The following is a 24,160-nucleotide window of genomic DNA, read 5'->3' on the forward strand; positions in this document are numbered from 1 at the left end:
AGCCTTTCGAGCGACAGCAGGACCGGCGCGGCGGATGGAGCCCGGTCGCCGCGCTGATGGGTGAACGTATCGGCAGACGATCACTTGTCACAAGTTCATGCCGCACAGATCACGTGAAGATCACAGAGTTGAATGCCTGTCATGTTTCCTTGAAGAGGTGGTGTGGGACCGTGCCGGACCAGGTCGGACGGTGTGTTCGGGCGGTGTGTTCCGGCACTGCGCCTCAGGCGCCGGGGGTGAACTCCACCGGGAGGGTGCGCAGGCCGCGCATGATGAGTCCGCCGCGCCAGCGCAGTTCGGCCGGGTCCGCGGCGAGCCGCAGATCGGGCAGCCGGGTGAGCAGGGTGGCGAGCGCGGTCTGGCCCTCCAGGCGGGCGAGCGGCGCGCCGAGGCAGTAGTGGATGCCGTGGCCGTAACCGAGGTGCTGGTTGTCGCGGCGGGCGAGGTCCAGCACGTCCGGGTCGGCGAACCGCTCCGGGTCCCGGTCGGCGGCGGCGAGGACGACGAGCACCGGGTCGCCCGGCGCGATCCGCTGTCCGCCGATGGTGAGCGGCTCGGTGGCGAACCGCCAGGTGGCCAGCTCCACCGGGCCGTCGAAGCGCAGCAGTTCCTCCACGCCGGTCGCCAGCAGCTCCGTCTCCCGGCGCGCCAGGGACTCCTCCAGCCGCCGGCGCTGATCGGGGTGCGTGAGCAGGGCGTAGGTGCCGTTGCCGATGAGGTTGACGGTCGTCTCGAAGCCGGCGAACAGGAGGATGAAGGCCATGGCGGCGGCCTCGTTCTCGGTGAGGTGCTCGCCGTGGTCGGAGGCGCGGATGAGGCCCGAGATCAGGTCCTCGCCGGGCGCGGGCTCGGCGGGCAGCGCCTCGCGCTTCTTGTGGATCAGCTCGGCGAGGTAGCCGCGCATCTTCTTCACCGACCGGGCGACGCCTCCCCGGGGGCCCCCGCCGTGCCGGATCATCATGCCCGCCCAGTCCCGGAAGTCGTCCTGGTCCTCGCGCGGGACGCCGAGCAGGTCGCAGATGGCGTAGATGGGCAGCGGGAAGGCGAACTCGTGGATGAGGTCGGCGGATCCGCGCCGCGCGAACTGATCGATGAGGTGATCGGTCAGCTCCTGCACCCGGGGCGCGAACTCGGCGACCCGGCGGGGCGTGAAGGCCTTGCTGACCAGCCGGCGCAGCCGGGTGTGGTCCGGCGGGTCGATGTTCAGCAGATGCGTCATCAGCTCGGCCTTGCGCTCGCCGGGGATGCCGGTCTTGCCCTTGGCGTGCGCGGGCTCGTCGTGATGCGCCGGGTTCTTGCTGAGCCGCTGGTCGGCCAGGGCCTGCCGGGCATCGGCGTACCGGGTGACCAGCCAGGCCTCCACCCCGCTCGGCAACCGCGTCCGGTGCACGGGGGCGTGCTCGCGCAGCCAGGCGTAGGCGGGGTAGGGGTCGGTGGCGAACTCCCAGGTGAAGAGGGCGGGGGCCGGCTGGTCCCGGTGGGAGGACGGCTGGGCGGGGTGGGGCTGGTCGGTCACTCCTCGACCGTATCCGGCTCGCCGGGGAGCGTCGGGCCGGGCGGGGGCGGGCGGCGGCGGTGCGGTGGGGCTAGGCGGGCAGGCCCTCGGCGGCCCGTATCGCGTCCCGGTACGCGCGGGCCGCCGCCCGCAGGGCCGCCTCCGGGTCGGTGCCCGCCGCCTCGGCGCGGACCGCCAGCGCCAGCAGTTCGTAGCCGATGCCGTCCCCCTGCGGCAGCGGGACGTCCAGGCCCGCCGTGCGGGTGCGGGAGGCGAGCTTGGCGGCGAGGGCCAGGCCGGGCTGGCCGAGCGGGACGCCGTCCGTGACCGAGGTGCGCCGCTTCTCCTCGGCCTTGGTGCGCAGCCAGTGCTCCTTGACGTCCTCCGGGGTCTCGGCCTCCTCGTCGCCGAAGACGTGCGGGTGCCGGTGGATGAGCTTGGCGACGATGCCGCCGGCGACGTCGTCGACGGAGAACGGCGCGTCCGGGTCCTCCTCGGCGATGCGGGAGTGGAAGACGACCTGGAGGAGGACGTCGCCCAGCTCTTCGCGCAGCTCCGCGCGGTCGCCGGCCTCGATCGCCTCGACCAGTTCGTACGCCTCCTCGATGCCGTACTTCGCCAGGCCCTCGTGGGTCTGCCGGGAGGACCACGGGCACTCGGCGCGGATGCGGTCCATGACCTGCACGAGGTCCAGCAGGCGGGCACCGGGCAGGTCGTAGGAGGCGGGGAGCAGCTCCAGCTCCGGCATGGCGACCCGGCCGGAGCCGGCCAGCCGGGCGAGGCCGTCGGTGAGGGCGGGCTCTCCCTCGCCGGTGGCCACGACCACCACCGTCCGGCCTCCGGCACAGGCGTCGACCAGCTCCTGGGCGGTGGGGGACGTCTCCGCCACCGCTATCCCGGCCTCGCGCAGATACGGCAGCTGCGGATGGGCGCCGTCCGCGCACAGCACGGCGTCGGCGGCGCGCAGGGCCTGCCAGGCGGGCCAGGACAGCAGACCGGGGGCGACGCGGTGGCTGGTGGTGAGCAGGACGATGCGGCCGGGGGCGGCTTCCCCACGGGCTTCGGGGCTGGTTTCGTTCACGATCCGAACGTAACCCACGGGGCGAGGGAGCGGATCGGGTTGTCCACAGGCCCGGTAGGACCGTGTGATCGTAGGACTGGACGCTCCGCCGCGCCGGTCCATGGCGCGTCTACGCCGTCACCGGCTCCCCGCCCGCCGTCGTGACCTCCCGTACCCACGGCGTCCCGGCGTCCACGCGGCTGCTCTTCTGCACGTCCCAGGAGCCGTAGCGCGGGTTGAGGTCCACGTGGAGTTCCTCCGAGGCCTTGGACAGGGCCTTCCAGAAGGCGGGCTGGCTCGTGTCGGTACCGAGCCGCGCGGCCAGCTTCTGCGCCTCCAGTTGCAGCCGCAGGTTGTCGTCGAGGCGGGCCGGGGCGATGCCGTACTTCTGCAACCAGGCCGTCTCCAGGCCCTTGCCGCCGCCGGCCTGCCGCTCCAGCTCGCCGCGCATCTGCTGGATCTCCTTGCGGGTGACGGTGATGCCCGCGTCCTTCGCGGCGCGGTGCAGCACCCGGTCGAGCACCATGTTGTGCAGGGTGTCGCGGGTGAGGGCGCTGGTGGAGGAGACGACCTGCTGGTACTGCGTCTCGTCCGGCACCGCTGCCCGCTGTGCCCGACGGACCTCGTCGACCCGGCTCTCCAGCTGGGCGACGGTGATCCGCTGCCCGCCGACGACGGCCGCGGCGCCCGGGTGCGCGTCGCTTCCGCAGGCGGTCAGCAGGGGTGCCGCGGCGGCGATCGCGGCGGTGAGGACGAGCGCGGTGCGACGGCGGCGGTGCAAGGGGACCTCCAAGGGAGATTGTGCGACGGTGCACAAGGTCTTGCGGTGATCGATGGTAGGCAGTGAGCAGGCTGGGGCCAACCCATTCGACCAACGATTCGCGCGCGCTTCGGGCACCGCCGCGCCGCTCCCCGAGGGGCCGCCGGGTCGGCCGGGTCAGCCGACGATGGCCACCGGCGCGTCCCAGGCGTCCCGGTCGACGGTCAGCGTGACGCCCCCGTGCGCCTCCTTGCTGTTCACCATGTACTGGTGGCCGCGGCTGTGGTTCGTGTACTGGGTCGCGCCCCACGGCCAGTCCGCGGTCGTCGTGTTCTGCTTGTCCCACAGCGCGTACCAGAGGTTGCCCGGCAGGTCCGTCTTGTCGGACGCGGTGGCGACGGCCTTGGCGCTGGAGCTGCTGAAGCCGTAGTAGCCGCCGCGGTAGGTCTTGGCGCGCAGCGTCTTCGTGAAGGAGCGCACATACGTCAGCACGGCGGTGTTGCACGCCTTGTCGGCGGTGTCGTACGGCTCCATGTCCAGGTAAATGGGGCTGCCGGCCTTCATGCCGAGCGCGGAGGCCTTGGCGACGGCGTCCGCCGCGTCGGTGGCGCCGAGGGAGGCGGCCGTGGTGGCGGTCAGCTTCTCGGGGTTGGAGCCGCTCTGGCAGGGCGGCTGGGCGCCGACGTAGATCGGGATGAGCTTCCAGCCCAGGGAGTTGACCGACTTCACCCAGGAGGCGGTGAGGTTGGGCTGGGCACAGCCGCGGTTCTTGCCGCCCACGTAGACGGCGGCGGCGCCGTAGAAGCCGGTGTGCCAGGCCTTCATGGCCGACAGCGAGGGCGCGGTGCAGGTGTCGAACGCGCGGCCGGTGAAGGTCTTCTGGGCCGGCCAGGTGGTGGCGGCCATGGAGGTCTGCGCGGCGATCCCGGCCCCGGCGACGACGGCCGTGCCGGCCACCGCCCAGATGAGGTACCTGCGCTTCTTCGACTGCCGATGACCGGCCATGAACCCCACCCCTGCTCGTCGCACGGCGCTTCCCGCGTGTGCGTGCCTGGCGAAAACGAAGCGAAACGTATCGAGCGCCGGGTCTACCACCGGGAAACAGGAACCCCGTGAGTGCACAAGATTCTCCCAGGACCCGGCAAAATCCCCGCGCGGCTACCCGCGTACCTGCCCCAGCCACTGGAGGGTGCGGCGGATCTCCACGGCCAGCGGATGGCCCGGTCCGTGCAGCCGCTCGACGTCCAGCACGAGCCGCGCGAGGGTGTCGTGGGCGGCCGGCCGGTCGCCGAGGGCGAGCAGCAGGTGGCCGATGCGGCGGCGCACCTCGTGGGCGAGCTGCGGGTCCCCGGAGACGTACTGGTTCTCGTAGTACGGCAGCAGCGCCCGGTACTCGGCGAGCGCCGCCGCCGGTTCGCCCAGTTGCTCCAGGCACTGGGCCGCCTCGTAGCGGTAGCGCAGCGACTGCGGGTCGGCCTGGCCGGCCTCGGCGGCGCGTTCGTCGGCGAGCCGGCGCAGTTCGGGCAGCGCGCGCCGGTACTGGCCGTCGTCCATGAGCGTGGCCGCGTACTGCTTGCGCAGGGTGCGTACGACCGGGGAGAGCTCGCCGTGCTGTTCGGCGGCGGCCGGCAGGATCGCGCCCAGGATGTCGACGGCCTGCGTGATGCGGCCCTCGCCCAGCAGACGCTTGACCTCGTCCACGGCGGCGGCGACATCGGGCTTCTCGGCCACCGGTGGCGCCGGTGCGGGCTGGGGCGCGGGGGTCCGCGCGCGGTCCGGCCAGGGGGCGTGCGGGCGCAGGAAGGGACGCGTGGGGTCCAGGGGAGCGCCCGTGGGCGTCCCGCGCGCGGGCAGGAGCAGCGCCAGGTCCTCGTACACCTCCTGCGCGGACGCCGGCCGGTGCTGCGGGTCCTTGGCGAGCAGTCGCAGCACCAGGGTTTCGAGCGCCTCGGGGACCTCGGGGCGGATCCGGCGCACGGGCAGCGGCGGCTCGTACAGGTGCCGGTGCAGCACGCCCAGGGCCGTGGAACCGGCGAACGGCACCTCGCCGCTGAGCAGTTCGTGCATCAGCACACCGAGGGCGTACAGGTCGGTGTACGGGCCGACCGCGCCGCCCATCGCCTGCTCCGGCGCCATGTAGGCGGGCGAGCCGATCGGGGAACCGGTGTGCGTGAGGCGGGTGGTGTCGGTGTCCATCACCGAGGCCACGCCCAGGTCGAGGACGGTGACCGTGCCGTCCTGCTTCACCATCACGTTGCGCGGCTTGAGGTCGCGGTGCACGATCGGCACGGCGTGCACCGCGCTCAGCACGGCGCACAGTTGCGCGGCCACCGCGACCGTCCACTGCCACGGGTACGGGTCGTGCTCGGCGAGGTGGTCGTAGAGGTCGGCGCCGTCGACGTACTGCATGACGAGGAACAGCTCCTCGCCCTCGCTGCCCGCGTCGTGCACCGTCACCAGACCGGGATGGTCCACCTGCGCGGTCACCCGGCACTCGCGCACGAACCGGCGGCGCAGCTCGTCCGCCTCCTGGCCCGCCACCTTGTCCGGGCGCAGCAGCTTCACCGCCACGCGCCGGTCGAGCCGGCGGTCGTAGGCCGTCCAGACCTGGCCCATGCCGCCCTGCCCGATGAGCGTGGACAGTTCATAACGGCCGGCGACCATGCGTCCTGTCGTCACGGTCACCGTCCGCCCTCGCCGTGGCCCCCGTGGCCGTCGTGCCGGCGCAGGTAGTCGCTGAGTTCGTCCAGTTCGGCGCGTACCTGGTCGATGCGGGCGGGCGCGGGGCGCCGGGGCGGCTCGGTCCGCGGCACGGCGGCCGGGGGCACCGCCCCGGTGTGCGGCGGCCCGGGTATCCGGTTGTGCGGCTGGGGTACCGGCGTGGGGTGCGCGGGCGGTACGGGGTGCTGCGGGGCCGGTACGGGCGCCGGGTACGGCGGCGTCCCGTGCCCGAAGCCGTAGGGTCCGGTGCCGGGCGGGGCGTGGGTGGTGGCGTGCGCGGGGGCGAACCCGGCGAACCGCTGTGGCTGGTGCACCCGGATGTCCACGACCAGGTAGTACACCGCGGACGCCACACCGAGGAGCATGAGCAGGCCCAGGGCGACGTCACTGCGCCAGTCCTCCTCCGGCAGTTCACCGACCACCACGAACCCGATGACGGACAGCGGCAGGCTCAGCCAGGCGGTCAGCCAGTCGAACCAGCGGCCCCGCACGAAGGCCACCCGGAACAACGGCAGGCACGACAGCAGTCCACAGGTGAGCGCCCCGGCCGCAGCGAACATCACGCGCAGGGAGATGACCTTTCCCGCGCTGCGGGGAGGCGGCGCCGTGCCGTGGCCGTACATGACTGCTCCTGGACCGAGTGGGACCGAGTGGGACGGACGCCGACGGGACGCGGTGTCCCGGTCGGAGTCCGAGCGTATAGGCCGACAAGGACAACGGGTCCCGGGTTGTACCGAACCGTTGTCGCACCGATCACTTCACGTGGTTCGGTCGCTTCACGCGGTGCGGCCGGGCCTGCTCGGCCGGGCGGGTCCGGTCGGGCGGGCCCGGTCGGGCGGGTTCAGTCGGGTGTGACCGTGCCGTCCGTCAGTCCGTCGTACATGCCGCGCACGAGCTGTTCCCCGAGCCGGCTCGCGTGCCGGAGCGCCCGCTCGAACTCGTCCAGCGCGCGGAACCGGTCGCCGTAGCGCCGCTGTTCCTCCAGCGGGAGCCGGGGCAACTGGAGCCGGCGCACGTCCAGCCGGGTCGCCGTGGAGGCGTAGCTGCTGGCCTGCCGGTTGTTGGCCGTACCCCGCAGGAACCCGGCGAGGAACCACGGGTCGAGCGCCGTCCGGTCCGGGCGCAGCAGCACGAGGTTGCGCCCCACGACCGCGCCCCCGGTCGCCTCGTCGATCACGCGCGCCACCGATCCCCCGCCGAGCACCGGTACGACGACATCGCCCGGCTCGGTCAGTACGGCCTCCTCCTCGCTCTCCGGAAGCGTGCCCGAAGGCGCCGTTCCGGCGAGGACGTCATGGTCGGTGAGCACCGGCACGCGCGCGTGGCCGCCGTTTCCGCCGGTGCGCATCACCAGCGCGCCCCCGCGCGCGAGTTCGCCGATCGTGGTGAGCGGCCAGCGCGCGGCCGGCGACGGGTCGGCCGGGGGCGGGGTGAGGTCGGCGGTCAGGCGCAGGGTCGCGCCCAGGCGCTCGCGCACCCGCGTGAGCTGCTCCGCGCCGTCGGCCACGGCGGCCGGCGGCAGATGGCGGGCGGGTGCCAGGTCGACGTCGTCGTCCAGGAGGTCGATGACCGGCACGGAACGGGCGAGTCCCGGCCGCTCCGCGAGGTGCCCCGCGCGCGTGAAGGCGCCCCAGGCGTCCGTCACGGCCTCCCGTACCGCCTCCCAGTCCGGTCCGCCCCGCCCCTCCCCGGCGAACCTCCCGGTGTCCACGAGCAGCACCTCGGGGGTCGCCGGCGCCCGGTCGGGCCGGCGCAGCACCCACAGGTGCAACGGGATGTTGTACGGCGGTGCCGCCCCGACCGGCAGCGCGACCACGGCCCGCAGCGCGCCCCGGCGCAGCAGATCGGCGCGGATCCGGCGCCCGGAACGGCGGGAGGCGGCGGCCGGCGGCATGAGCAGTACGGCGGTGCCGCCGTCGGTCAGCCGGGCCAGCGCGTGCTGCACCCAGGCCAGTTCGGACTCGGTGCGGGCCGGGAAGCCGTACTCCCAGCGGGGGTCGTAGGCGAGTTCGTCGTGGCCCCAGTTCCGCTCGTTGAACGGCGGATGGCACAGGACCACGTCGGCGCGCAGCCCGGGGTACGCGTCCGCGCGCAGGGTGTCGCCGGCGGCGGCGCGCACGGTGGCCCGGCTGTGCAGGGCGAGCCGCAACGCGCTGATCGCGGCGAGTTCGGGGGCGCTGTCCTGGGCGTACAGCTCCTGGTCGGGCCGGGTGGCCACGGCGCGCAGCAGCGCGCCGGTGCCGCAGGCCGGGTCGAGGACGGTGCGGGCCGGGCCGGCGAGGTCGGCCATGAGACCGGCGAGTTCGGCCGGGGTGAGCGTGTACTGGCGGGGGTTGGCGTCCAGGTGCCGGCCCAGCAGGAACTCGAACGCCTGCCGCGCCCCCATTTCGGCGGCCAGCTCGGCGGCACCGCGCAGGAGGGGGGCGGAGAGGAGGAGTTGGGGGCCGGTGGGGGTGCGGAGGGCCGGGGTGGCTTGAGGGGTGGGGGTGGCTCGGGGGGTGGAGGTGGCTGGGGCCGCGTGAACGGGCTGCGCCGTGTGAATAGTTGGCGGGGTGTTCACAGGCGAGGGCGTCGGTGCGGTGTTCACGGCGGGAGTCGTGAGGGCGGGGTTCACGCGGCCGGCCCGAGCCCCCGGGTTCACACCCCCGGTCAGCGCCTCCGCGTTCACAGCTCCGGCGTGCGCAGCCTCGTTCATACCCTCGGCGTCGCCACCGGCGTTCACACCCCCCGCGGCATCACCGGCGTTCACACCCCCAGCGCCATCACCTGCGCTCACACCGCCAGCGTCGGCAGCCGCTTTCACATCAGCGCCCCCAGGCCCCGGCTCCACACCAGCCCACCGTGCCCCACGCCCCGCCCGCCCGGCCGGTCCGGCCGGTCCGGCCGGTCCGCCGAGCCGCGGGATCAGCACCTGGTCCAGCGCCCCGGACAGGATCGCGGCCAGCCGTGCTTCGGAGCCCGCGCTCGCGTCGAGCCAGACGGTGGGCCGCTCGTGGATCAGCAGCAGGACACAGCCGGTGTGCACCAGGGCCGGCAGCGGTCCTTCCGGGTGCCCGGCGAGTTGTTGCCAGACGCGTTCGCGCAGCGGCACCTCGGCGAGTTTCCCCTGCTTGCGCAGCCACGCCTCGACCTCGGCGAGCGCGAAGGACGGGCTGGTCTCGGTGCCGCCCACCGGCTTCGGAAAGTCGGCGTGCCGACGGCGCCAGTTGCTGACGGCGGCCCGGCCCACTCCGGCCAGCCGCGCGATACCGGCCGCGGTCACCTCTGTCGCGTTGTCCTGCACCGGCCCCGCTCCCCTCGTCCCATGTGAGCACCGAGCATACCGACGTACACAAGATCCGGGAGTTCACGGCGTGTACTCCCATCTACGTGTGAACCGTGTTGACTCGGTTCACAAGCTCTGCTGTTATTGACCCAGCGAACAAGCGGTCGCCGGAGGGGGAGGCCGCAGTATGTGGGGAGGGCTTCGCCATGGGTATGAAGGCCAAGGTCGCGCTCGGTGCCGTCGTGGGGATCGTCGTCATCGGCGCCGTGTCCGCCAACGCCGGCAGCGACGGCAAGGACGGCGGTTCCGGCGGTGGCGACAAGGGGTCCTCGGCGTCGGCCGAGCACAAGTCCGGCGGCGCGAAGGACTCGGGGGGTGCCGAGAAGTCCGACGCGGTGAAGTCCGACGCGAAGTCCGAGGAGAAGAAGGCCGCCTTCGGGGGCGACGGCGAGTACCAGGTCGGTACCGACGTGAAGCCGGGGACGTACCGCACGACCGGCAACGACGACGGCATGTGCTACTGGGAGCGCGCCAAGGACGCCTCCGGCGAACTCGACTCCCTGCTCGCCAACGACAATGTCAGCGGCACGAGTTACGTGACCATCAAGTCCACCGACAAGCTGTTCAAGTCCAGCGGTTGCGCGGACTGGGAGGCCGTGGACCCGAAGGCGAAGGGCACGCCCGCCTCCTCGATGGACGGCGACGGGGGCATGTTCAAGGTCGGTACGGACATCGCGCCGGGCACCTACAGGTCGACCGGCAACGCCGACGACTCCTGCTACTGGGAGCGTACGAAGGACGCCGGCCACGGGCTGGACTCGATCATCGCCAACAACAACGTCACCGGTACGGCCGTCGTCACCATCAGCCCGTCGGACGCCTACTTCAAGACGAACGACTGCGGCACCTGGAAGAAGGCCTGACCCGTCCGCTCACCCCGGCGCGGGCCACGACACCCGCGCCGGTCCCGCACCACCACACTCCACGGAGCCCCCGCGGCTCCCCGCTCACCGCCCACTCCTCTCAGCAAGGAACCGTCATGCGTCGTACCGCACTCGCCGCCCTCTGTCTCGCCGCCGCGGCCACGGCGGGACTCACCACCGGCTGCCGGCCGGGGCAGGACTCGGCGGACAGCAAGCCGAAGGGCCCGTTCGCCGGGCTGAGCGGCGGCCAGATCGCCGAGCGCGCGCTGAAGGCCACCACCGATGCCACCTCCGTACGGCTCAAGGGCCGGGTCACCGACGACGAGAGCAAGGGCGTCATCGACATCGACATGGCGATCAACCACGCCGGCGAGTGCGCCGGCACGATGAGCATGGACGGCGAGGGCAAGGCCGACCTGATCAAGACGGGCAGCACCGTCTACATGAAGTACGACGAGGCGTTCCTGCGCGCCCAGAGCAAGGGCGAGTCCAAGGAGGACACGCAGGCGGCCGTGGACATGCTGGCCGGGAAGTGGACCAAGATGGCCGTGAAGGGCCAGGACGCCAAGGACATCGCGAGCTTCTGCGACCTGGACTCGGTCCTCGGCGACCTGAGCGACGGCGGCACGGCGGGCACCGCCCGCGGCAGGACCACGCGGGTCGACGGCACGCCCGCGATCACCCTGCAGGAGAAGGACGGCAAGGAGCGCTACACGGCGTACGTGGCGACCGAGGGCAAGCCGTACCTGCTGCGGGTCGACAGCGTGTCCGGCGGGAAGGAGCCGGAGCACCTGTCGTTCGTCGACTACGGCAAGCCGGTGCCCGCGCACAAGCCCGCGGGCGAGATCGTCGACCTGGACGCGCTGTGACAGTCGAACGCGCGGGAACAGCCGGTGCCGGGAAGGGCCTGGCGCGGCGTCACAACGGGTGCCGCATCCACACGTTGGGCTCGGTGTAGACGGCGTAGCCGTGCTCCGGTGCGCAGCGGACCGGGACCAGCGCGCCGGGCACCTCGACGTCGCCCGCCGTGTCGAAGGGCAGCCCGGTCCAGCGGCGCCACTCCTCCAGCGAGCCGGTCACGGTCATGGAGGCCGGGGCGATGGAGTCGATGGTGGCGCCGGCCCGGGCGTGCACGCGCAGCCAGGGGTCCTCGGGCAGCCCGTCGGGGCGGGCCCGGTGGGCGTACGCGGCGAGCGGGGTGTGCGGCTCGCGGTGCTTGGCGTTGGGGCGGACGGGGGCGACGACCTCGCGGAAGCCGCGGGCACGGGCGTTGTCGCGCATCGCCGAGACCATGACGGACGACAGGCCCCGGCCCTGGGCGTGCGGGGCGATGGTGACCGCGATGGCGCTGACGGTGTCCGGGCGGGTGCCGTGGCGCAGGTCGGCGAAGGCCCACACCAGGACCTGGTCCCAGCCCCGGGCCGGCAGGGTGCGCCGGCCGTCCAGGTCGAGGGCGAACGGCACGCTGTAGGCGTGGGCGACGACCTGGCCGTCCGCGTCCTCGGCGAACAGGGTGTACTCCGGCAGTTCGGTGGGAATGCGGCCGTAGTGGGCGTTGCCCACGAGGTCGTGGGTGACGAACTCGGGCCAGGTGTCGGTCATGCCGAGCACCGCCGGGAGCCGGTCGGGCCGCTCGGCGAGGCTGCTCACCATGATGTCCATGACGGTCACGGTAGGCGGTGCCTCCCCGGGCGGGACAGCGATGTGGCGGGCGGTCGGGACGGCGACGCGGCCGGCGCCCGTACGGGTCACCGGGCCCGGAACCGCTCGGGCGCCTTGGTGGGGTTGCCGCCGGCGGGGAGCTTCTGGTCCGGGCAGCCGGCGAGGACCTTCTTCATGGCGGTCCGCTCGGCGGCGGTGACCCACAGCCCGTACTTCTTCTTGACCGCGACCTGGGCGGCGACATAGGCGCACCGGTAGGACGTGTCGGGCGGCAGCCAGGTGGCCGCGTCGCCGTCGCCCTTGCCGCGGTTGGTGCTCGCGTCGACCGCGAGGAGGTTCAGGGGGTCGTTGGCCAGCGCTATGCGCTTGCTGGGGTCCCAGTACTTGGCGCCCTTCTGCCAGGCGTCGGAGAGGGCGACGATGTGGTCGATGTCGACCTGGCTGCGACCGCGCCGGTAGGTGATGTCCTTGCCGGAGTAGGGGTCGGGGTCCAGCAGGCCGTAGGAGACCTTGCATCTGCCGCCGGTGAAGCGCACCTGCTTCAGGTCGCGTTTGAGGATGTCGTCGCGGGTGTCGCAGGAGTTCGAGTCGGTGTCCGCCCAGGCGGCGCCGAACCGCTCCCGGGAGTAACCGGTCTTCGGTGCGCGCCCCTTGACGGTCAGCGAGTCGGCGGCGGCCAGGGCCGCGCCCCCGCCCCCGCCTTTCGCGGGCCCGGAGGCCCCCCCGGTCTGCTCGGCCGTGCAGCCGGTCACGGCGACCAGCACCGCCACGGCGATGGCCGCTCCGCCCTTCGGACGCGTCACAGTGCGTCTCCCTCACTCACCCTGGCCCGCCCCGCGGACGCGGGCGGATCGTTCCGCTCACCACCGTAACTTCCCTCCACGGCCCATCAGATGCGCGCGCGAAGGGGCCGCCAGGAAGCAAACCGGGCGCGAGTCGGAGAAGATGACGGGCCGTTGCCGTCCACGCGCGCCCCCCGGCCGGGCTTGACCTTGTCACTGGCGGCAGGGTCCGACGATCCTCGCATGACCGAGAACAGCCGCCCCCAAGGCCCCCGTACCGTCCTCGTGACCGGCGCCGGCACCGGCATCGGCCGCGCCACCGCGCGCGCGTTCGCCGCCGAGGGCGCCCGGGTCGTCGCCGTGGGCCGCCGGGCCGCGCCCCTGGCCGAGACCGCCGAGGGGCACCCCGGGATCACGCCCCTGTCCGCCGACCTGACCGCCGAGGACGGGCCGGAGACCGTCGTACGGGCCACGCTGGAGCGGTACGGCCGGATCGACGTGCTCGTCAACAACGCGGCCGTCGTCACCGCCGACTCCCTGCGCGGCTACACGCGCGCGTCGGTACGGCCGCTGCTGGAGACCAATCTCCTCGCGCCCGTGCTGCTCACCCAGGCGGCGCTGCCCGCGCTGACCGGGAGCCGGGGTGTCGTGGTGAACGTGACCACCTCCGTGGGCCAGCGCGCCTGGCCCGGCAACTCCCTGTACGCGGCGGGCAAGGCGGCGCTGGAGACGCTGACCCGCAGCTGGGCGGTGGAACTGGCGCCGCACGGCGTCCGGGTGGTCGCCGTGGCGCCGGGCGCGATCGAGACCCCGGTCGCCGACCACGCCGGTTTCACCCCCGAGCAGCGCGCCGCCCTGCGCAGGTGGCAGCTCGACCACACCCCGCTCGGCCGGATCGGCCGCCCCGAGGAGGTCGCCTGGGCCATCACCCGGCTCGCCTCCCCCGGGGCGTCGTTCGTGACGGGCGTGGTGCTGCCGGTGGACGGCGGCGCGGTGGTCGCCTGACCCGGTTCGTGTGCTCACCCGGACCGGTCCGCGTGCTCGCCCGGACCGGTCCGCTCAGGGCACCGCGTCGCCCGCCTCCCGCAACGCCGCCGCCAGTCGTTGCCGGACCGCCGTCTGGGCGGAGATGCGCGCGTCGAGTACGGCCAGCCGGTCCCGGGCGACCTTCAGTGCCCTGGCGGAGGCCGGGCCGGCGGTGACGTCGCCGTCCAGGCAGGGCAGGAACGCCCGTACGTCGTCCAGGGTGAGGCCCGCCTCCAGCAGCCGGCGGATGTTGCGGACCCGGACGGCCGTACCGGTGTCGTACGCGCGGTAGCCGTTGGCGGTGCGCGCGGAGGTGATCAGGCCCTGCTGCTCGTAGTGGCGCAGGGCGCGCGGTGTCGTACCGGTCGCCTCGGCCAGCTCACCGATCCGCACGCGCGCCCCCGCCCCCGTACACCGGCCGTCACCCCAGGATGGAGGTGAGGAACTCGCCGACCCAGGCCAGCAGTTCGCGGCCGACCAGCGGCTTGCCGCCCACCTTCGCGGTCTTCGGGCGCGGGACCAGCACCTGGTGCGCGGTGGACTTGATGACCGTGCCCGCGTAGAGCCGCTTGAGCCGCAGCTCCTGCGACTCGCGCAGTTCCACCGGCGCGAAGCGGATGTTGGTGCCCTGGAGGACGATCTCGCCGACGCCGCACGCGCGCGCGAGCATCCGCAGCCCGGCGACCAGCAGCAGGTTCTCCACCGGCTCGGGCAGCTTGCCGTAACGGTCGGTGAGTTCCTCGCGGACGGCCTTGATGTCCTCCTCGGAGCTGGCCGAGGCGATCGAGCGGTACGCCTGGAGGCGCAGGCGCTCGCCGGGCGCGTAGTCGTGCGGAACGTGCGCGTCGACCGGCAGCTCGATCTTGACCTCCAGCGGCGGCTCCTCCTCGATCCCGCCGGTCTCCAGCTGCCGCCGGTAGTCCGCGACGGCCTCGCCGACCATGCGGACGTACAGGTCGAAGCCGACGCCCGCGATGTGCCCGGACTGCTCGCCGCCGAGCAGGTTGCCGGCGCCGCGGATCTCCAGGTCCTTCATCGCCACGTACATGCCCGCGCCCATCTCGGTGTGCTGGGCGATCGTCGCCAGGCGCTCGTGCGCGGTCTCCGTCAGCGGCTTCTCCGGCGGGTACAGGAAGTACGCGTAGCCGCGCTCGCGGCCCCGGCCGACCCGGCCGCGCAGCTGGTGCAGCTGGGACAGGCCGAAGGTGTCGCCGCGCTCCACGATGAGGGTGTTGGCGTTGGAGATGTCGATGCCGGACTCGACGATCGTGGTCGAGACCAGGACGTCGAACTTCTTCTCCCAGAAGTCGACGACCACCTGCTCCAGCGCGGACTCCGACATCTGGCCGTGGGCCGTGGCGATGCGTGCCTCGGGGACGATGTCGCGGAGCCTGGCCGCCGCGCGGTCGATGGACTCGACGCGGTTGTGGATGTAGAAGACCTGGCCCTCGCGCAGCAGTTCGCGGCGGATGGCGGCGCCGATCTGCTTCTGCTCGTAGGGCCCGACGAAGGTGAGCACCGGGTGGCGCTCCTCCGGGGGTGTGGTGATCGTGGACATCTCGCGGATGCCGGTGACCGCCATCTCCAGGGTGCGCGGGATCGGGGTGGCGGACATGGTCAGCACGTCGACGTTGGCGCGGAGCTTCTTCAGCTGCTCCTTGTGCTCGACGCCGAAGCGCTGCTCCTCGTCGACGATGACCAGGCCCAGGTCCTTGAACTTGGTCTCCGAGGAGAACAGGCGGTGGGTGCCGATGACGACGTCCACCGAGCCGTCCTTCAGTCCTTCCAGGACGGCCTTGGCCTCGGTGTCGGTCTGGAAGCGGGACAGCGCCCGCACGTTCACCGGGAACTGTCCGTACCGCTCGGAGAACGTGCCGAAGTGCTGCTGCACCAGCAGGGTCGTGGGGACGAGGACGGCGACCTGCTTGCCGTCCTGTACGGCCTTGAAGGCGGCCCGGACCGCGATCTCGGTCTTGCCGTAGCCGACGTCGCCGCAGACCAGGCGGTCCATGGGGACCGACTTCTCCATGTCCTCCTTGACCTCGGCGATGGTGGTGAGCTGGTCGGGGGTCTCCGCGTAGGGGAAGGCGTCCTCCAGCTCCCGCTGCCAGGGGGAGTCGGCGCCGAAGGCGTGGCCGGGGGCGGCCATGCGGGCGCTGTAGAGCTTGATCAGGTCGGCGGCGATCTCCTTGACGGCCTTCTTCGCGCGCGCCTTGGTCTTCGTCCAGTCGGCGCCGCCCAGGCGGTGCAGGGTGGGTGCCTCGCCGCCGACGTACTTGGTGATCTGCTCCAGCTGGTCGGTCGGGATGTACAGCCGGTCGCCGGGCTGGCCGCGCTTGGCGGGCGCGTACTCCACGACCAGGTACTCACGGGTGGCGCCCTGGACGGTGCGCTGCACCATCTCGATGTAGCGGCCCACGCCGTGCTGCTCGTGGACGATGTAGTCGCCCGGCTCCAGGGTGAGCGGGTCGATGGTCTTGCGGCGGCGGGCCGGCATCCGGGCGCCGTCGCGGGTGGCGGTGCGCTGCCCGGACAGGTCGGTCTCGGTGAGCACGGCGAGCTTGAGTGCCGGGTCCACGAAGCCGTACTCGATCGAGCCGCAGGAGACGTGCACCACGGAGGGGCTGAGCTCGCCGAGGTCGTTGTCGAGGCGGGCGGCGATGCCCTCGCCGCCGAGGACCTCCACCGTGCGCGCGGCCGGGCCGTGGCCCTCGGTGACGAACACCGCGCGCCAGCCGTCGGCGAGCCAGCCCTTGGTGTCGGCGAGGGCCCGCGCGGTGTCGCCGCGGTAGGTCTCGGGGGCGTGCATGCCGAGCTTGAGGGTGTCCGCCTCCAGCTCCAGGTCGGCCGCGAACGGCGACACGGACCACCACATCATGTTCAGCTCGCGCGCGCGGTCGCGGACGTCGGCGATGGACCACAGGGAGGCCGCGCCGACGTCGATCGGGGCCTCGCCGCCGCCGGCGGTGGCCGCCCAGGACGCCTGGAGGAACTCCTGGCTGGTGGCGACGAGGTCGGCGGCGCGGGTGCGGACCCGCTCCGGGTCGCAGACGACGGCCATGGCGCCCTTGGGCAGGACGTCGAGCAGCAGCTCCATGTCGTCCACCAGGACCGGGGCCAGGGACTCCATGCCCTCGACCGCGATGCCCTCGGCGATCTTGTTCAGGAGTTCACCGAGCTCCGGGTGTTCCTCGGCGAGGGCACGCGCGCGTGCGCGGACGTCGTCGGTGAGCAGCAGCTCGCGGCACGGGGGCGCCCACAGGCCGTGCTCGGCGACTTCGAGGGAGCGCTGGTCGGCGACCTTGAAGTAGCGGATCTCCTCGACGTCGTCGCCCCAGAACTCGATGCGCAGGGGGTGTTCCTCGGTGGGCGGGAAGACGTCCAGGATGCCGCCGCGCACGGCGAACTCGCCGCGCTTCTCGACCAGCTCCACGCGCGCGTACGCGGCGGCGGCGAGGGCTTCGACGACGCCGTTCAGGTCGGCGCTCCGGCCGGTCCTCAGGGCCACCGGTTCCAGGTCGCCGAGGCCCTTGACCTGCGGCTGGAGCACGGAGCGCACGGGGGCCACGACGACGGAGACCGGGCCGGTCTCGGGGTCGTCGGGGCTGGGGTGGGCGAGGCGGCGCAGGACGGCGAGGCGGCGGCCGACGGTGTCGCTGCGGGGGCTGAGCCGCTCGTGCGGGAGGGTCTCCCAGGAGGGGTACTCCACGACGCCCTGTTCGGGCAGCAGGGAGCGCAGGGCGGCGGCGAGGTCCTCGGCCTCCCGGCCGGTCGCGGTGACCGCCAGCACCGGGCGGCCGGCCTCACGGGCCAGGGCGGCGATGGCGAAGGGGCGGGCGGCCGGGGGGCCGACCAGGTCGACGTGCGGGCGGTTGCCGTCCGCCGCCGCCCTGATCGCTTCCGCGAGGGCGGGGTCCTTGACTACGGCGTCGAGCAGACCGTGCAGGCTCATGGAGGGGCTTTCCGTCCAGGGGGTCGGCAACACGAAGGGCCCGACTCGTGTGACGGGCCGGGGCTGTCCAGCGTACGACGGCGCGGGCGGCGGTGCGGGGGGCTGTGGACAACCCCGGGCGGCCGGACAGCGCGAACCCGGTGCGGGAAGTCCCTCAGGACTCCCCGCACCGGGTCCACCCGCCGCACCCCCCGTGTGCGGCGGCCGTCGGCCCAGCCCGCGCGGCCGGCCCGCTAGTCGGTCGCGATGGCGTTCAGGACGTTCATGCGGCCCGCGCGGAACGCCGGGATCAGCGCGGCGAACAGGCCCACGAAGGCCGAGCCGATGAAGACGCCGGTGATCGTCGGCCAGGGGATCTCCAGGACCTTCAGGCCCTCCAGGGCGAGGAGCTTCTGGGCGGTCGCGCCCCAGCCCATGCCGAGCCCCAGGCCGAGCAGGGCACCGAAGACGGCGATCACCACGGACTCCAGGCGGATCATGCGGCGCAGTTGGCGGCGGGAGAGGCCGATGGCCCGCATGAGGCCGATCTCCCGGGTCCGCTCGACCACCGACAGGGCCAGGGTGTTCACCACGCCGAGGACCGCGACGATGATCGCGAGCGCCAGCAGGCCGTAGATCATGTTCAGCAGCTGGCCGATCTGGTCCTTCAGCGCCTTCTTGAAGTCGGTCTGGTCGCGCACGGTCAGCGCCGGGTCGTCGCGCAGGGCCGACTTCAGCGCCTTGTAGGCGGCGGCTTCCTGCCCGTCCTTGGCGGTGGCGAACATCAGCTGGTCGAGGGGCATGCGGTCGGCCGGGACGTACTTGGCGACAGTGGCGATGGAGGCGTACATCGCGCCCTTGTCGACGACGACCTCGTCGCTGGTGATCGCGCGGACGGTCAGCTTCGCCGTGCGGCCGTCCTCGAAGTGGACGGCGACCGTGGAGCCGAGCTTGATGCCGTGGTCCTTGGCGAAGCCCTCGAAGACGGACATCGAGTCGGGCTCGTAGGCGTCGGCGAGGTCACCGGCGACGGTCTTGGTGCGCAGGTCCTGCACATAGGTCGCGTCGGCCGCGTTGATGGTCTCCTTCTCGGTGACCCGGCCGTCCGGCGTGGTCAGGGACGCGTCCAGGAGCTTGTACTCGGTGACCCGCTCCAGGCCGGGCGTGGCCTTGATCTTCTCCACCATCTGCGGCTTGATCAGGTTGTACTCCTGCTCGCCCTGGATGATGAAGTCCGTGCCCACAGTCTTGTCGAGCTGGTCGGTGGCCGAGGCCACCATGGAGGAACCGACCACCGACAGGCAGGCCACCAGGGCGAGGCCGATCATCAGGGCGGCGCCGGTGGCGCCGGTGCGGCGCGGGTTGCGCAGCGCGTTGCGCTCGGCCATGCGGCCGACGGGCCCGAAGACGCGCAGGATGACCGCGCCGAGGACGCGGACCAGTCCGGCGGCGAGCAGCGGGCCGATGACGACGAAGCCGATGAGCGTGGCCACCACGCCCAGGCCCAGCCAGCCCGAGCCGGTCTTGGCCTGGTCGGCGGTGGCGGCGACGTACAGGCACCAGCCGCCGGCGGCGGTCAGGAGCAGGCCGGTCACGGCCCGGACGGCGCCGGCCTTGGCGTCGGCCGGGGCGCCCGCGTCGCGCAGGGCGGCCATCGGGGAGACCTTGCCGGCGCGCCGCGCGGGCAGGTAGGCGGCGAGGACGGTGACGACCACGCCGAGGAGCAGGCCGATCGCGGGGGTGGTCCAGGCGACGGTCAGGTCGTCGGTGGACAGGTTCATGCCGATCTGGCCCATGAGCTGCATCAGGCCGATCGCGATGCCGACGCCCGCGCCGACGCCGAGCACCGAGCCGAGGACGCCGAGCAGCAGCGCCTCGACCAGCACGGACCGGTTGACCTGCTTGCGGGAGGAGCCGATGGCGCGCAGCAGGCCGATCTCGCGGGTGCGCTGGGCGACCAGCATGGAGAAGGTGTTGATGATCAGGAAGATGCCGACGAGGAAGGCGATCCCGGCGAAGCCGAGCATCGCGTACTTCATGACGTTCAGGAAGCTCTGGACATCCTTTTGGTTGGCGTCGGCGACCTCCTTGGCGGTCTGCACCTTGTAGTCGCGGCCGAGGACGGCGGTGACGTTCTTCTTCAGCTGCGCGTCGGTCACGCCCTCGGCGGCCATGACGTTGACGTCGGTGTAGACGCCGGTCCGGCCGACGAGGGTCCGCTGGGCGGTCCTGGTGTCCAGGTAGAAGATCGCGGCGCCGGGGTTGGTGACCTTGAAGGCGGCGATGCCGGACACGCGCGCGTGGTGCGTGCCGACGGCCGTGATCACGCCGATCTCGTCGCCGAGCTTCAGGTCGTGCTTGTCGGCGGTGTCGGCGTCGACCATCACCTGGTCCGGGCCCTTGGGCGCCGTACCGGAGGTGATCTCCATGGTGCGGGCGTCGTTGCCGTTCCAGCTTCCGACGATGGTGGGCGCGCCGCTGGTGGGCGACAGCTTGTCCTTGTCGGCGTCGATGACGGTGACCGAGGTGGAGAACACCGTGCCCTCGGCCGACCTGACGCCCTTGGCCTCGCGGACCTTCCCGACCACGGAGGCGGGCAGCACGGGCGGCTTGCCGGTGCGGGAGGTGGTCTCCCCGGTGTCGGAGGAGCCCTCGGCGCTGACCTGGACGTCCGAGGACGTGGCCTGGAAGAGCTTGTCGAAGGTGGTGTTCATCGTGTCGGTGAACACCAGCGTGCCGCACACGAACGCCACCGACAGCAGGACCGCGATCGCCGACAGCGCCATGCGGCCCTTGTGCGCGAGGAAGTTGCGCATCGAGGTCTTCAGCACGGTCATGACGTGCGCCCCCGGGCGTCGAAGTCCTTCATGCGGTCCAGGACCTGGTCGGCCGTCGGCTGGTACATCTCGTCGACGATCCGGCCGTCGGCGAGGTAGAGCACGCGGTCGGCGTAGGAGGCGGCCACGGGGTCGTGGGTGACCATGACGATGGTCTGGCCGAGTTCGTCCACCGAGCGGCGCAGGAAGCCCAGGACCTCGGCTCCGGCGCGCGAGTCGAGGTTCCCGGTCGGCTCGTCCCCGAAGATGATCTCCGGGCGGGCGGCGAGCGCGCGGGCCACGGCGACGCGCTGCTGCTGGCCGCCGGAGAGCTGGGTGGGGCGGTGCTTGAGGCGCCCGGCGAGCCCGACGGTCTCCACCACGCGGTCCAGCCAGGCCCGGTCGGGCTTGCGGCCGGCGATGTCCATGGGCAGCGTGATGTTCTCGATCGCGTTCAGCGTCGGCAGCAGGTTGAACGCCTGGAAGATGAAGCCGATCCGGTCCCGGCGCAGCTGGGTGAGCTTCTTGTCCTTCAGGCCGGTGATCTCGGTCTCGTCCAGGTGGATCCGACCGCTCGTCACCGTGTCCAGGCCGGCGAGGCAGTGCATCAGGGTGGACTTGCCGGACCCGGAGGGGCCCATGATCGCGGTGAACTGGCCGCGGGCGATGTCCACGTCGACGTGGTCCAGGGCGACGACACGGGTCTCCCCGGACCCGTACGCCTTCACGACCTGCCGCGCCCGCGCGGCAACGGCCGTAGTCCCTCCAGTGCCCCCGTGCCTGGGAATGGTCACAGCCGATGTCACGGTATGTCTCCTATGTCGGTTGACAGGTCGTGGTCGACGCCCCGTGCTCCGGGCGTCGTCCTGGGTCACGTCGATGAGTCTCGCGGCCGGCGGGGGTGTCGCGCGCTGGTGCGGAGCCCCGTCCTGCCCGGGGGAAATCCCCACCCCCGCCGGTGCGGTCCGCCGCCCCCCAGCGGCGTAAAGCCAGGTTAAGGAGCACCGGTGGCCCCTCTCGTCCTCCGCCGGGACGAACCCTCCCCGAGCCGTAGTACGGAGGAACCCCTAGGGGTGCTCCACCGCCGGGTGGAGCCGTTCTCGGGGTCCCCTCCACCCTTCGGTGCGGAAACCCTCCACCCTTCCGCCGCGTCAGGGTCAAGCCCCGCCCGCCGTGGGAAGCTGTCGTCGCGGTGATACGTGCAGGGGGCACGGGGTAGCGTCCGGCAGGGGCCACGGGAGGGGTGTGCGGTGGGGAGTACGACACCGGCGGTACGCGGCGGAGCCGGACGGCGGCAGGACACCCGGCGGCGGGGCGCGGTGGTCGCCGCGCTCATGCTGGCGATGGCACTGGCCGCGCTCGACTCCACCGTCGTCTCCACGGCCGTACCGCAGATCGTCGGCGACCTCGGCGGGTTCTCCGTCTTCTCGTGGCTGTTCTCCGGCTACCTGCTCGCCGTCACCGTCACGCTCCCCGTGTACGGCAAGCTGTCCGACACCTTCGGCCGCAAGCCGGTGCTCGTGGTGGGCGCGGCCGTGTTCCTGCTCGGCTCGCTGCTGTGCGCGGTCGCCTGGAACATGGGGGCGCTGATCGCGTTCCGGATCGTGCAGGGTCTGGGCGGCGGGGCATTGCAGGGCACGGTGCAGACACTGGCCGCCGATCTGTACCCGCTGGCGGAGCGCCCGAAGATCCAGTCCAAGCTCTCCACGGTGTGGGCGGTCTCCGCGGTGGCCGGTCCCGGGCTCGGCGGAGTGCTCGCCACCTACGCCGACTGGCGCTGGATCTTCCTGGTCAACCTGCCGATCGGCGCCGCCGCCCTGTGGCTGATCGTGCGTCACCTGCACGAGCCGGAGCGGGAGGAGGCCCGCCACGCGCGCGTGGACTGGGCCGGCGCGCTCGCGGTGTTCGCGTGCGGCGGGGTGCTGCTGACCGCGCTGGTGCAGGGCGGGGTGGCGTGGCCGTGGCTGTCGGCGCCGTCGCTGGCCCTGTTCGGCACCGGTCTGGCGCTGGTCGCCGTGGTGGTGCGGGTGGAGTGGCGGGCCGCGGCGCCCATCATCCCCGGCTGGGTGTGGCGGCGCCGGACGATCGCGGCCGTCAACCTGGCCCTGGGCGCGCTGGGACTGCTCATGGTGGCGCCGAGCGTGTTCCTGCCGACGTACGCGCAGTCGGTGCTCGGGCTCGCGCCGGTGGCCGCCGGGTTCGTGCTGTCGGTGTGGACGCTGAGCTGGCCGGTGTCCGCCGCGCTCAGCCAGCACGTCTACCGGCGGATCGGCTTCCGGGACACCGCGCTGCTCGGCATCGGCCTGGCGACGCTGATCCTGTTCGCGTTCCCCTTCCTGCCGTACCCCGGGTCGTGGTGGCAGCCGACGCTGCTGATGCTGCTGCTGGGCGGGGCGCTGGGACTGTTCCAGCTACCGCTGATCGTCGGGGTGCAGTCGACCGTGGGCTGGTCGGAGCGGGGCACCACGACCGCGTCGGTCCTGTTCTGCCGGCAGACCGGCCAGACCCTGGGCGCCTCCCTGTTCGGCGCCGTCGCCAACGGCGTGCTGGCCGCCCGGCTCGACGGGGCGGGCGACCTGGACTCCGTCACCCGCGCGCTGGACGACGGCACGGCCCCCGAGGCGACCCGGCGGGCCATCGCCGGCGCGGTCCACGCGGTCTACCTCGGCGCGGCGGGCGCGGCGGCCCTGGCCTTCGTGGTGCTGCTGGTGGTGGCGCCCCGGCGGTTCCCGGTGCTCCAGGACTGAACCCGCGCGGGTCGACGCGGGTTCGCGCGCGCCGGACCGGACGGCTACTCCAGGACCACCCTGCCGGTCAGCGAGACGAGGGTTTCGCGCACCGAGTCCATGTGCGCCTGCATCTCGTCCCACAGCTCGCCGTGCTCGCGCAGCACCCGTTCCGTCTCCCCGGCGATGCGCTCCTCCTGCGCGCGCGCCTCGGCGATGATCTCCGCGGCACGCGCGCTCGCCTCCTCCGGGGAACGGCGCTCGTACTCCTCGGCCTCCGCGAGGGCACGCTCGCCCTCGGCCAGCGCGGCCTCGGCCCGGCTCGCCCGTTCGGCGTGCCCGGCGTCCAGCTCCGCCATCCGCTCGGCCTCCTCCCACTCGGCCCGGGCCCAGCGCGCCGCGTGCTCCCGGGACTGCTCGGCGAGCATGCCGTCGGTGCGCCTGCGCGCCTCGCGCAACTCCGCGAGCGCCTCCATGCGCCCCGACTTCACCGCGCGCCGGGCGCCCACCCGGATGCCCTCGGCCTCGGCCTGCACGGCGATGAGCCACTGACGGGCGCGTTCGTCGGCCTCCGCGCGGACCGCGTCCGCCGCCTCCCGCGCCTCCTGGAGTACGCGCCCGGCGTCCGCCTCGGCCCGCGCGACCTCCTCCGCGGCCTCCCGCCGGGTGCGTTCCAGCAGGTCCGCCGCCTCGTCGAGCACGAACTGGTACAACTGCCGGGCACCTTCCCCGAGCGTCTCGTACGTCTGCGGCGGGAGCTCGGCGACGATCTCGCGCAACAGCGCGGCCTCCGCCCCCATCTCCTTGGCGAGCACGGTCAGCCGGGCGGCACGCTCCCAGGCGGCGTCCCGCTCCTCGGACAGCGCCTCCAGGTACGCCTCGACCTGGTCGGGACGGTAGCCACGCCCCCGGACGGTCATGAAGCCGTGCGGGGGCATCGATGCGCTGCTCACCCTGGGGACCCCTCTCCACCGGACCTGCACGACAGGATGA

General features: G+C 72.9%; 18 protein-coding genes. 4 read left to right on the top strand and 14 right to left on the bottom strand.

Going from position 1 to position 24,160, the window contains the following annotated elements:
• Nucleotides 1–223: 223 nt before the first annotated feature.
• From IE273_RS06940 to IE273_RS06970, 7 genes are all read right to left on the bottom strand, one after another.
• Nucleotides 224–1,516 carry a cytochrome P450 family protein gene (locus IE273_RS06940; protein WP_189814263.1) on the bottom strand — a complete coding sequence of 431 codons (1,293 nt, stop codon included), beginning with the start codon at nucleotides 1,514–1,516 and terminating at the stop codon, nucleotides 224–226.
• 70 nt (nucleotides 1,517–1,586) lie between these two features.
• Nucleotides 1,587–2,576, bottom strand: coding sequence for a nucleoside triphosphate pyrophosphohydrolase (locus tag IE273_RS06945; RefSeq protein WP_189814264.1), 990 nt, complete (start codon nucleotides 2,574–2,576; stop codon nucleotides 1,587–1,589).
• Between the two features lie 109 nt (nucleotides 2,577–2,685).
• On the bottom strand, nucleotides 2,686–3,336 hold the full coding sequence (locus IE273_RS06950; RefSeq protein WP_189814265.1) for a SurA N-terminal domain-containing protein: 651 nt from the start codon (nucleotides 3,334–3,336) through the stop codon (nucleotides 2,686–2,688).
• Nucleotides 3,337–3,492: 156 nt separating this feature from the next.
• A complete protein-coding gene (locus IE273_RS06955; protein ID WP_189814266.1) occupies nucleotides 3,493–4,320 on the bottom strand; it encodes a glycoside hydrolase domain-containing protein in 828 nt (275 codons plus the stop codon).
• 153 nt (nucleotides 4,321–4,473) lie between these two features.
• Entirely contained in the window at nucleotides 4,474–5,979 is a 1,506-nt protein-coding gene (locus IE273_RS06960; protein ID WP_189814619.1) for a serine/threonine-protein kinase, read from the bottom strand.
• Between the two features lie 17 nt (nucleotides 5,980–5,996).
• Complete coding sequence (locus tag IE273_RS06965) at nucleotides 5,997–6,659, bottom strand: hypothetical protein (protein WP_189814267.1); 663 nt, start codon at nucleotides 6,657–6,659, stop codon at nucleotides 5,997–5,999.
• A gap of 218 nt (nucleotides 6,660–6,877) precedes the next feature.
• Nucleotides 6,878–9,319, bottom strand: coding sequence for an N-6 DNA methylase (locus tag IE273_RS06970; protein WP_189814268.1), 2,442 nt, complete (start codon nucleotides 9,317–9,319; stop codon nucleotides 6,878–6,880).
• A 188-nt stretch (nucleotides 9,320–9,507) separates the two neighbouring features.
• Between IE273_RS06970 and IE273_RS06975 the strand changes: the two genes are divergently transcribed.
• Complete coding sequence (locus IE273_RS06975; RefSeq protein ID WP_189814269.1) at nucleotides 9,508–10,224, top strand: Rv1352/Rv1906c domain-containing protein; 717 nt, start codon at nucleotides 9,508–9,510, stop codon at nucleotides 10,222–10,224.
• Nucleotides 10,225–10,340: 116 nt separating this feature from the next.
• Nucleotides 10,341–11,093: a hypothetical protein gene (locus tag IE273_RS06980; RefSeq protein ID WP_189814270.1), complete on the top strand. Its 753-nt coding sequence runs from the start codon at nucleotides 10,341–10,343 to the stop codon at nucleotides 11,091–11,093.
• Between the two features lie 49 nt (nucleotides 11,094–11,142).
• On the opposite strand, the gene IE273_RS06985 is transcribed toward IE273_RS06980, so the two are convergent.
• Together IE273_RS06985 and IE273_RS06990 are read right to left on the bottom strand one after the other, a co-directional pair.
• A complete protein-coding gene (locus IE273_RS06985; protein ID WP_189814271.1) occupies nucleotides 11,143–11,886 on the bottom strand; it encodes a GNAT family N-acetyltransferase in 744 nt (247 codons plus the stop codon).
• Between the two features lie 86 nt (nucleotides 11,887–11,972).
• A complete protein-coding gene (locus IE273_RS06990) occupies nucleotides 11,973–12,689 on the bottom strand; it encodes an HNH endonuclease family protein (protein ID WP_189814272.1) in 717 nt (238 codons plus the stop codon).
• A gap of 222 nt (nucleotides 12,690–12,911) precedes the next feature.
• Here IE273_RS06990 and IE273_RS06995 point away from each other — a divergent pair, with 222 nt between their 5' ends.
• Nucleotides 12,912–13,673, top strand: coding sequence for an SDR family NAD(P)-dependent oxidoreductase (locus IE273_RS06995; RefSeq protein ID WP_189814273.1), 762 nt, complete (start codon nucleotides 12,912–12,914; stop codon nucleotides 13,671–13,673).
• A 54-nt stretch (nucleotides 13,674–13,727) separates the two neighbouring features.
• Here the strand turns inward: IE273_RS06995 and IE273_RS07000 are convergent, their stop codons facing one another.
• The 4 genes from IE273_RS07000 to IE273_RS07015 form a co-directional block, all read right to left on the bottom strand.
• A complete protein-coding gene (locus tag IE273_RS07000) occupies nucleotides 13,728–14,087 on the bottom strand; it encodes a MerR family transcriptional regulator (RefSeq protein WP_189814274.1) in 360 nt (119 codons plus the stop codon).
• Nucleotides 14,088–14,115: 28 nt separating this feature from the next.
• Nucleotides 14,116–17,646 carry a transcription-repair coupling factor gene (mfd, locus tag IE273_RS07005; protein ID WP_189814275.1) on the bottom strand — a complete coding sequence of 1,177 codons (3,531 nt, stop codon included), beginning with the start codon at nucleotides 17,644–17,646 and terminating at the stop codon, nucleotides 14,116–14,118.
• A 233-nt stretch (nucleotides 17,647–17,879) separates the two neighbouring features.
• The gene (locus IE273_RS07010) at nucleotides 17,880–20,462 is read right to left on the bottom strand and encodes an ABC transporter permease (protein ID WP_189814276.1); all 2,583 of its coding nucleotides are present in this window, start codon (nucleotides 20,460–20,462) and stop codon (nucleotides 17,880–17,882) included.
• Nucleotides 20,459–21,247: an ABC transporter ATP-binding protein gene (locus IE273_RS07015; RefSeq protein WP_058080825.1), complete on the bottom strand. Its 789-nt coding sequence runs from the start codon at nucleotides 21,245–21,247 to the stop codon at nucleotides 20,459–20,461. The genes IE273_RS07010 and IE273_RS07015 overlap by 4 nt, the downstream gene beginning before the upstream one ends.
• 444 nt (nucleotides 21,248–21,691) lie before the next feature.
• Between IE273_RS07015 and IE273_RS07020 the strand changes: the two genes are divergently transcribed.
• Nucleotides 21,692–23,188 (top strand): MFS transporter, encoded by a 1,497-nt coding sequence (locus IE273_RS07020; protein WP_189814277.1) that lies wholly within the window; start codon nucleotides 21,692–21,694, stop codon nucleotides 23,186–23,188.
• 44 nt (nucleotides 23,189–23,232) lie between these two features.
• On the opposite strand, the gene IE273_RS07025 is transcribed toward IE273_RS07020, so the two are convergent.
• Nucleotides 23,233–24,120 (bottom strand): cellulose-binding protein, encoded by an 888-nt coding sequence (locus IE273_RS07025; RefSeq protein WP_229887114.1) that lies wholly within the window; start codon nucleotides 24,118–24,120, stop codon nucleotides 23,233–23,235.
• Nucleotides 24,121–24,160 lie beyond the last annotated feature (40 nt).

The sequence above is a fragment of the Streptomyces olivaceoviridis genome (assembly GCF_014650115.1).
Taxonomy (GTDB): domain Bacteria; phylum Actinomycetota; class Actinomycetes; order Streptomycetales; family Streptomycetaceae; genus Streptomyces; species Streptomyces olivaceoviridis.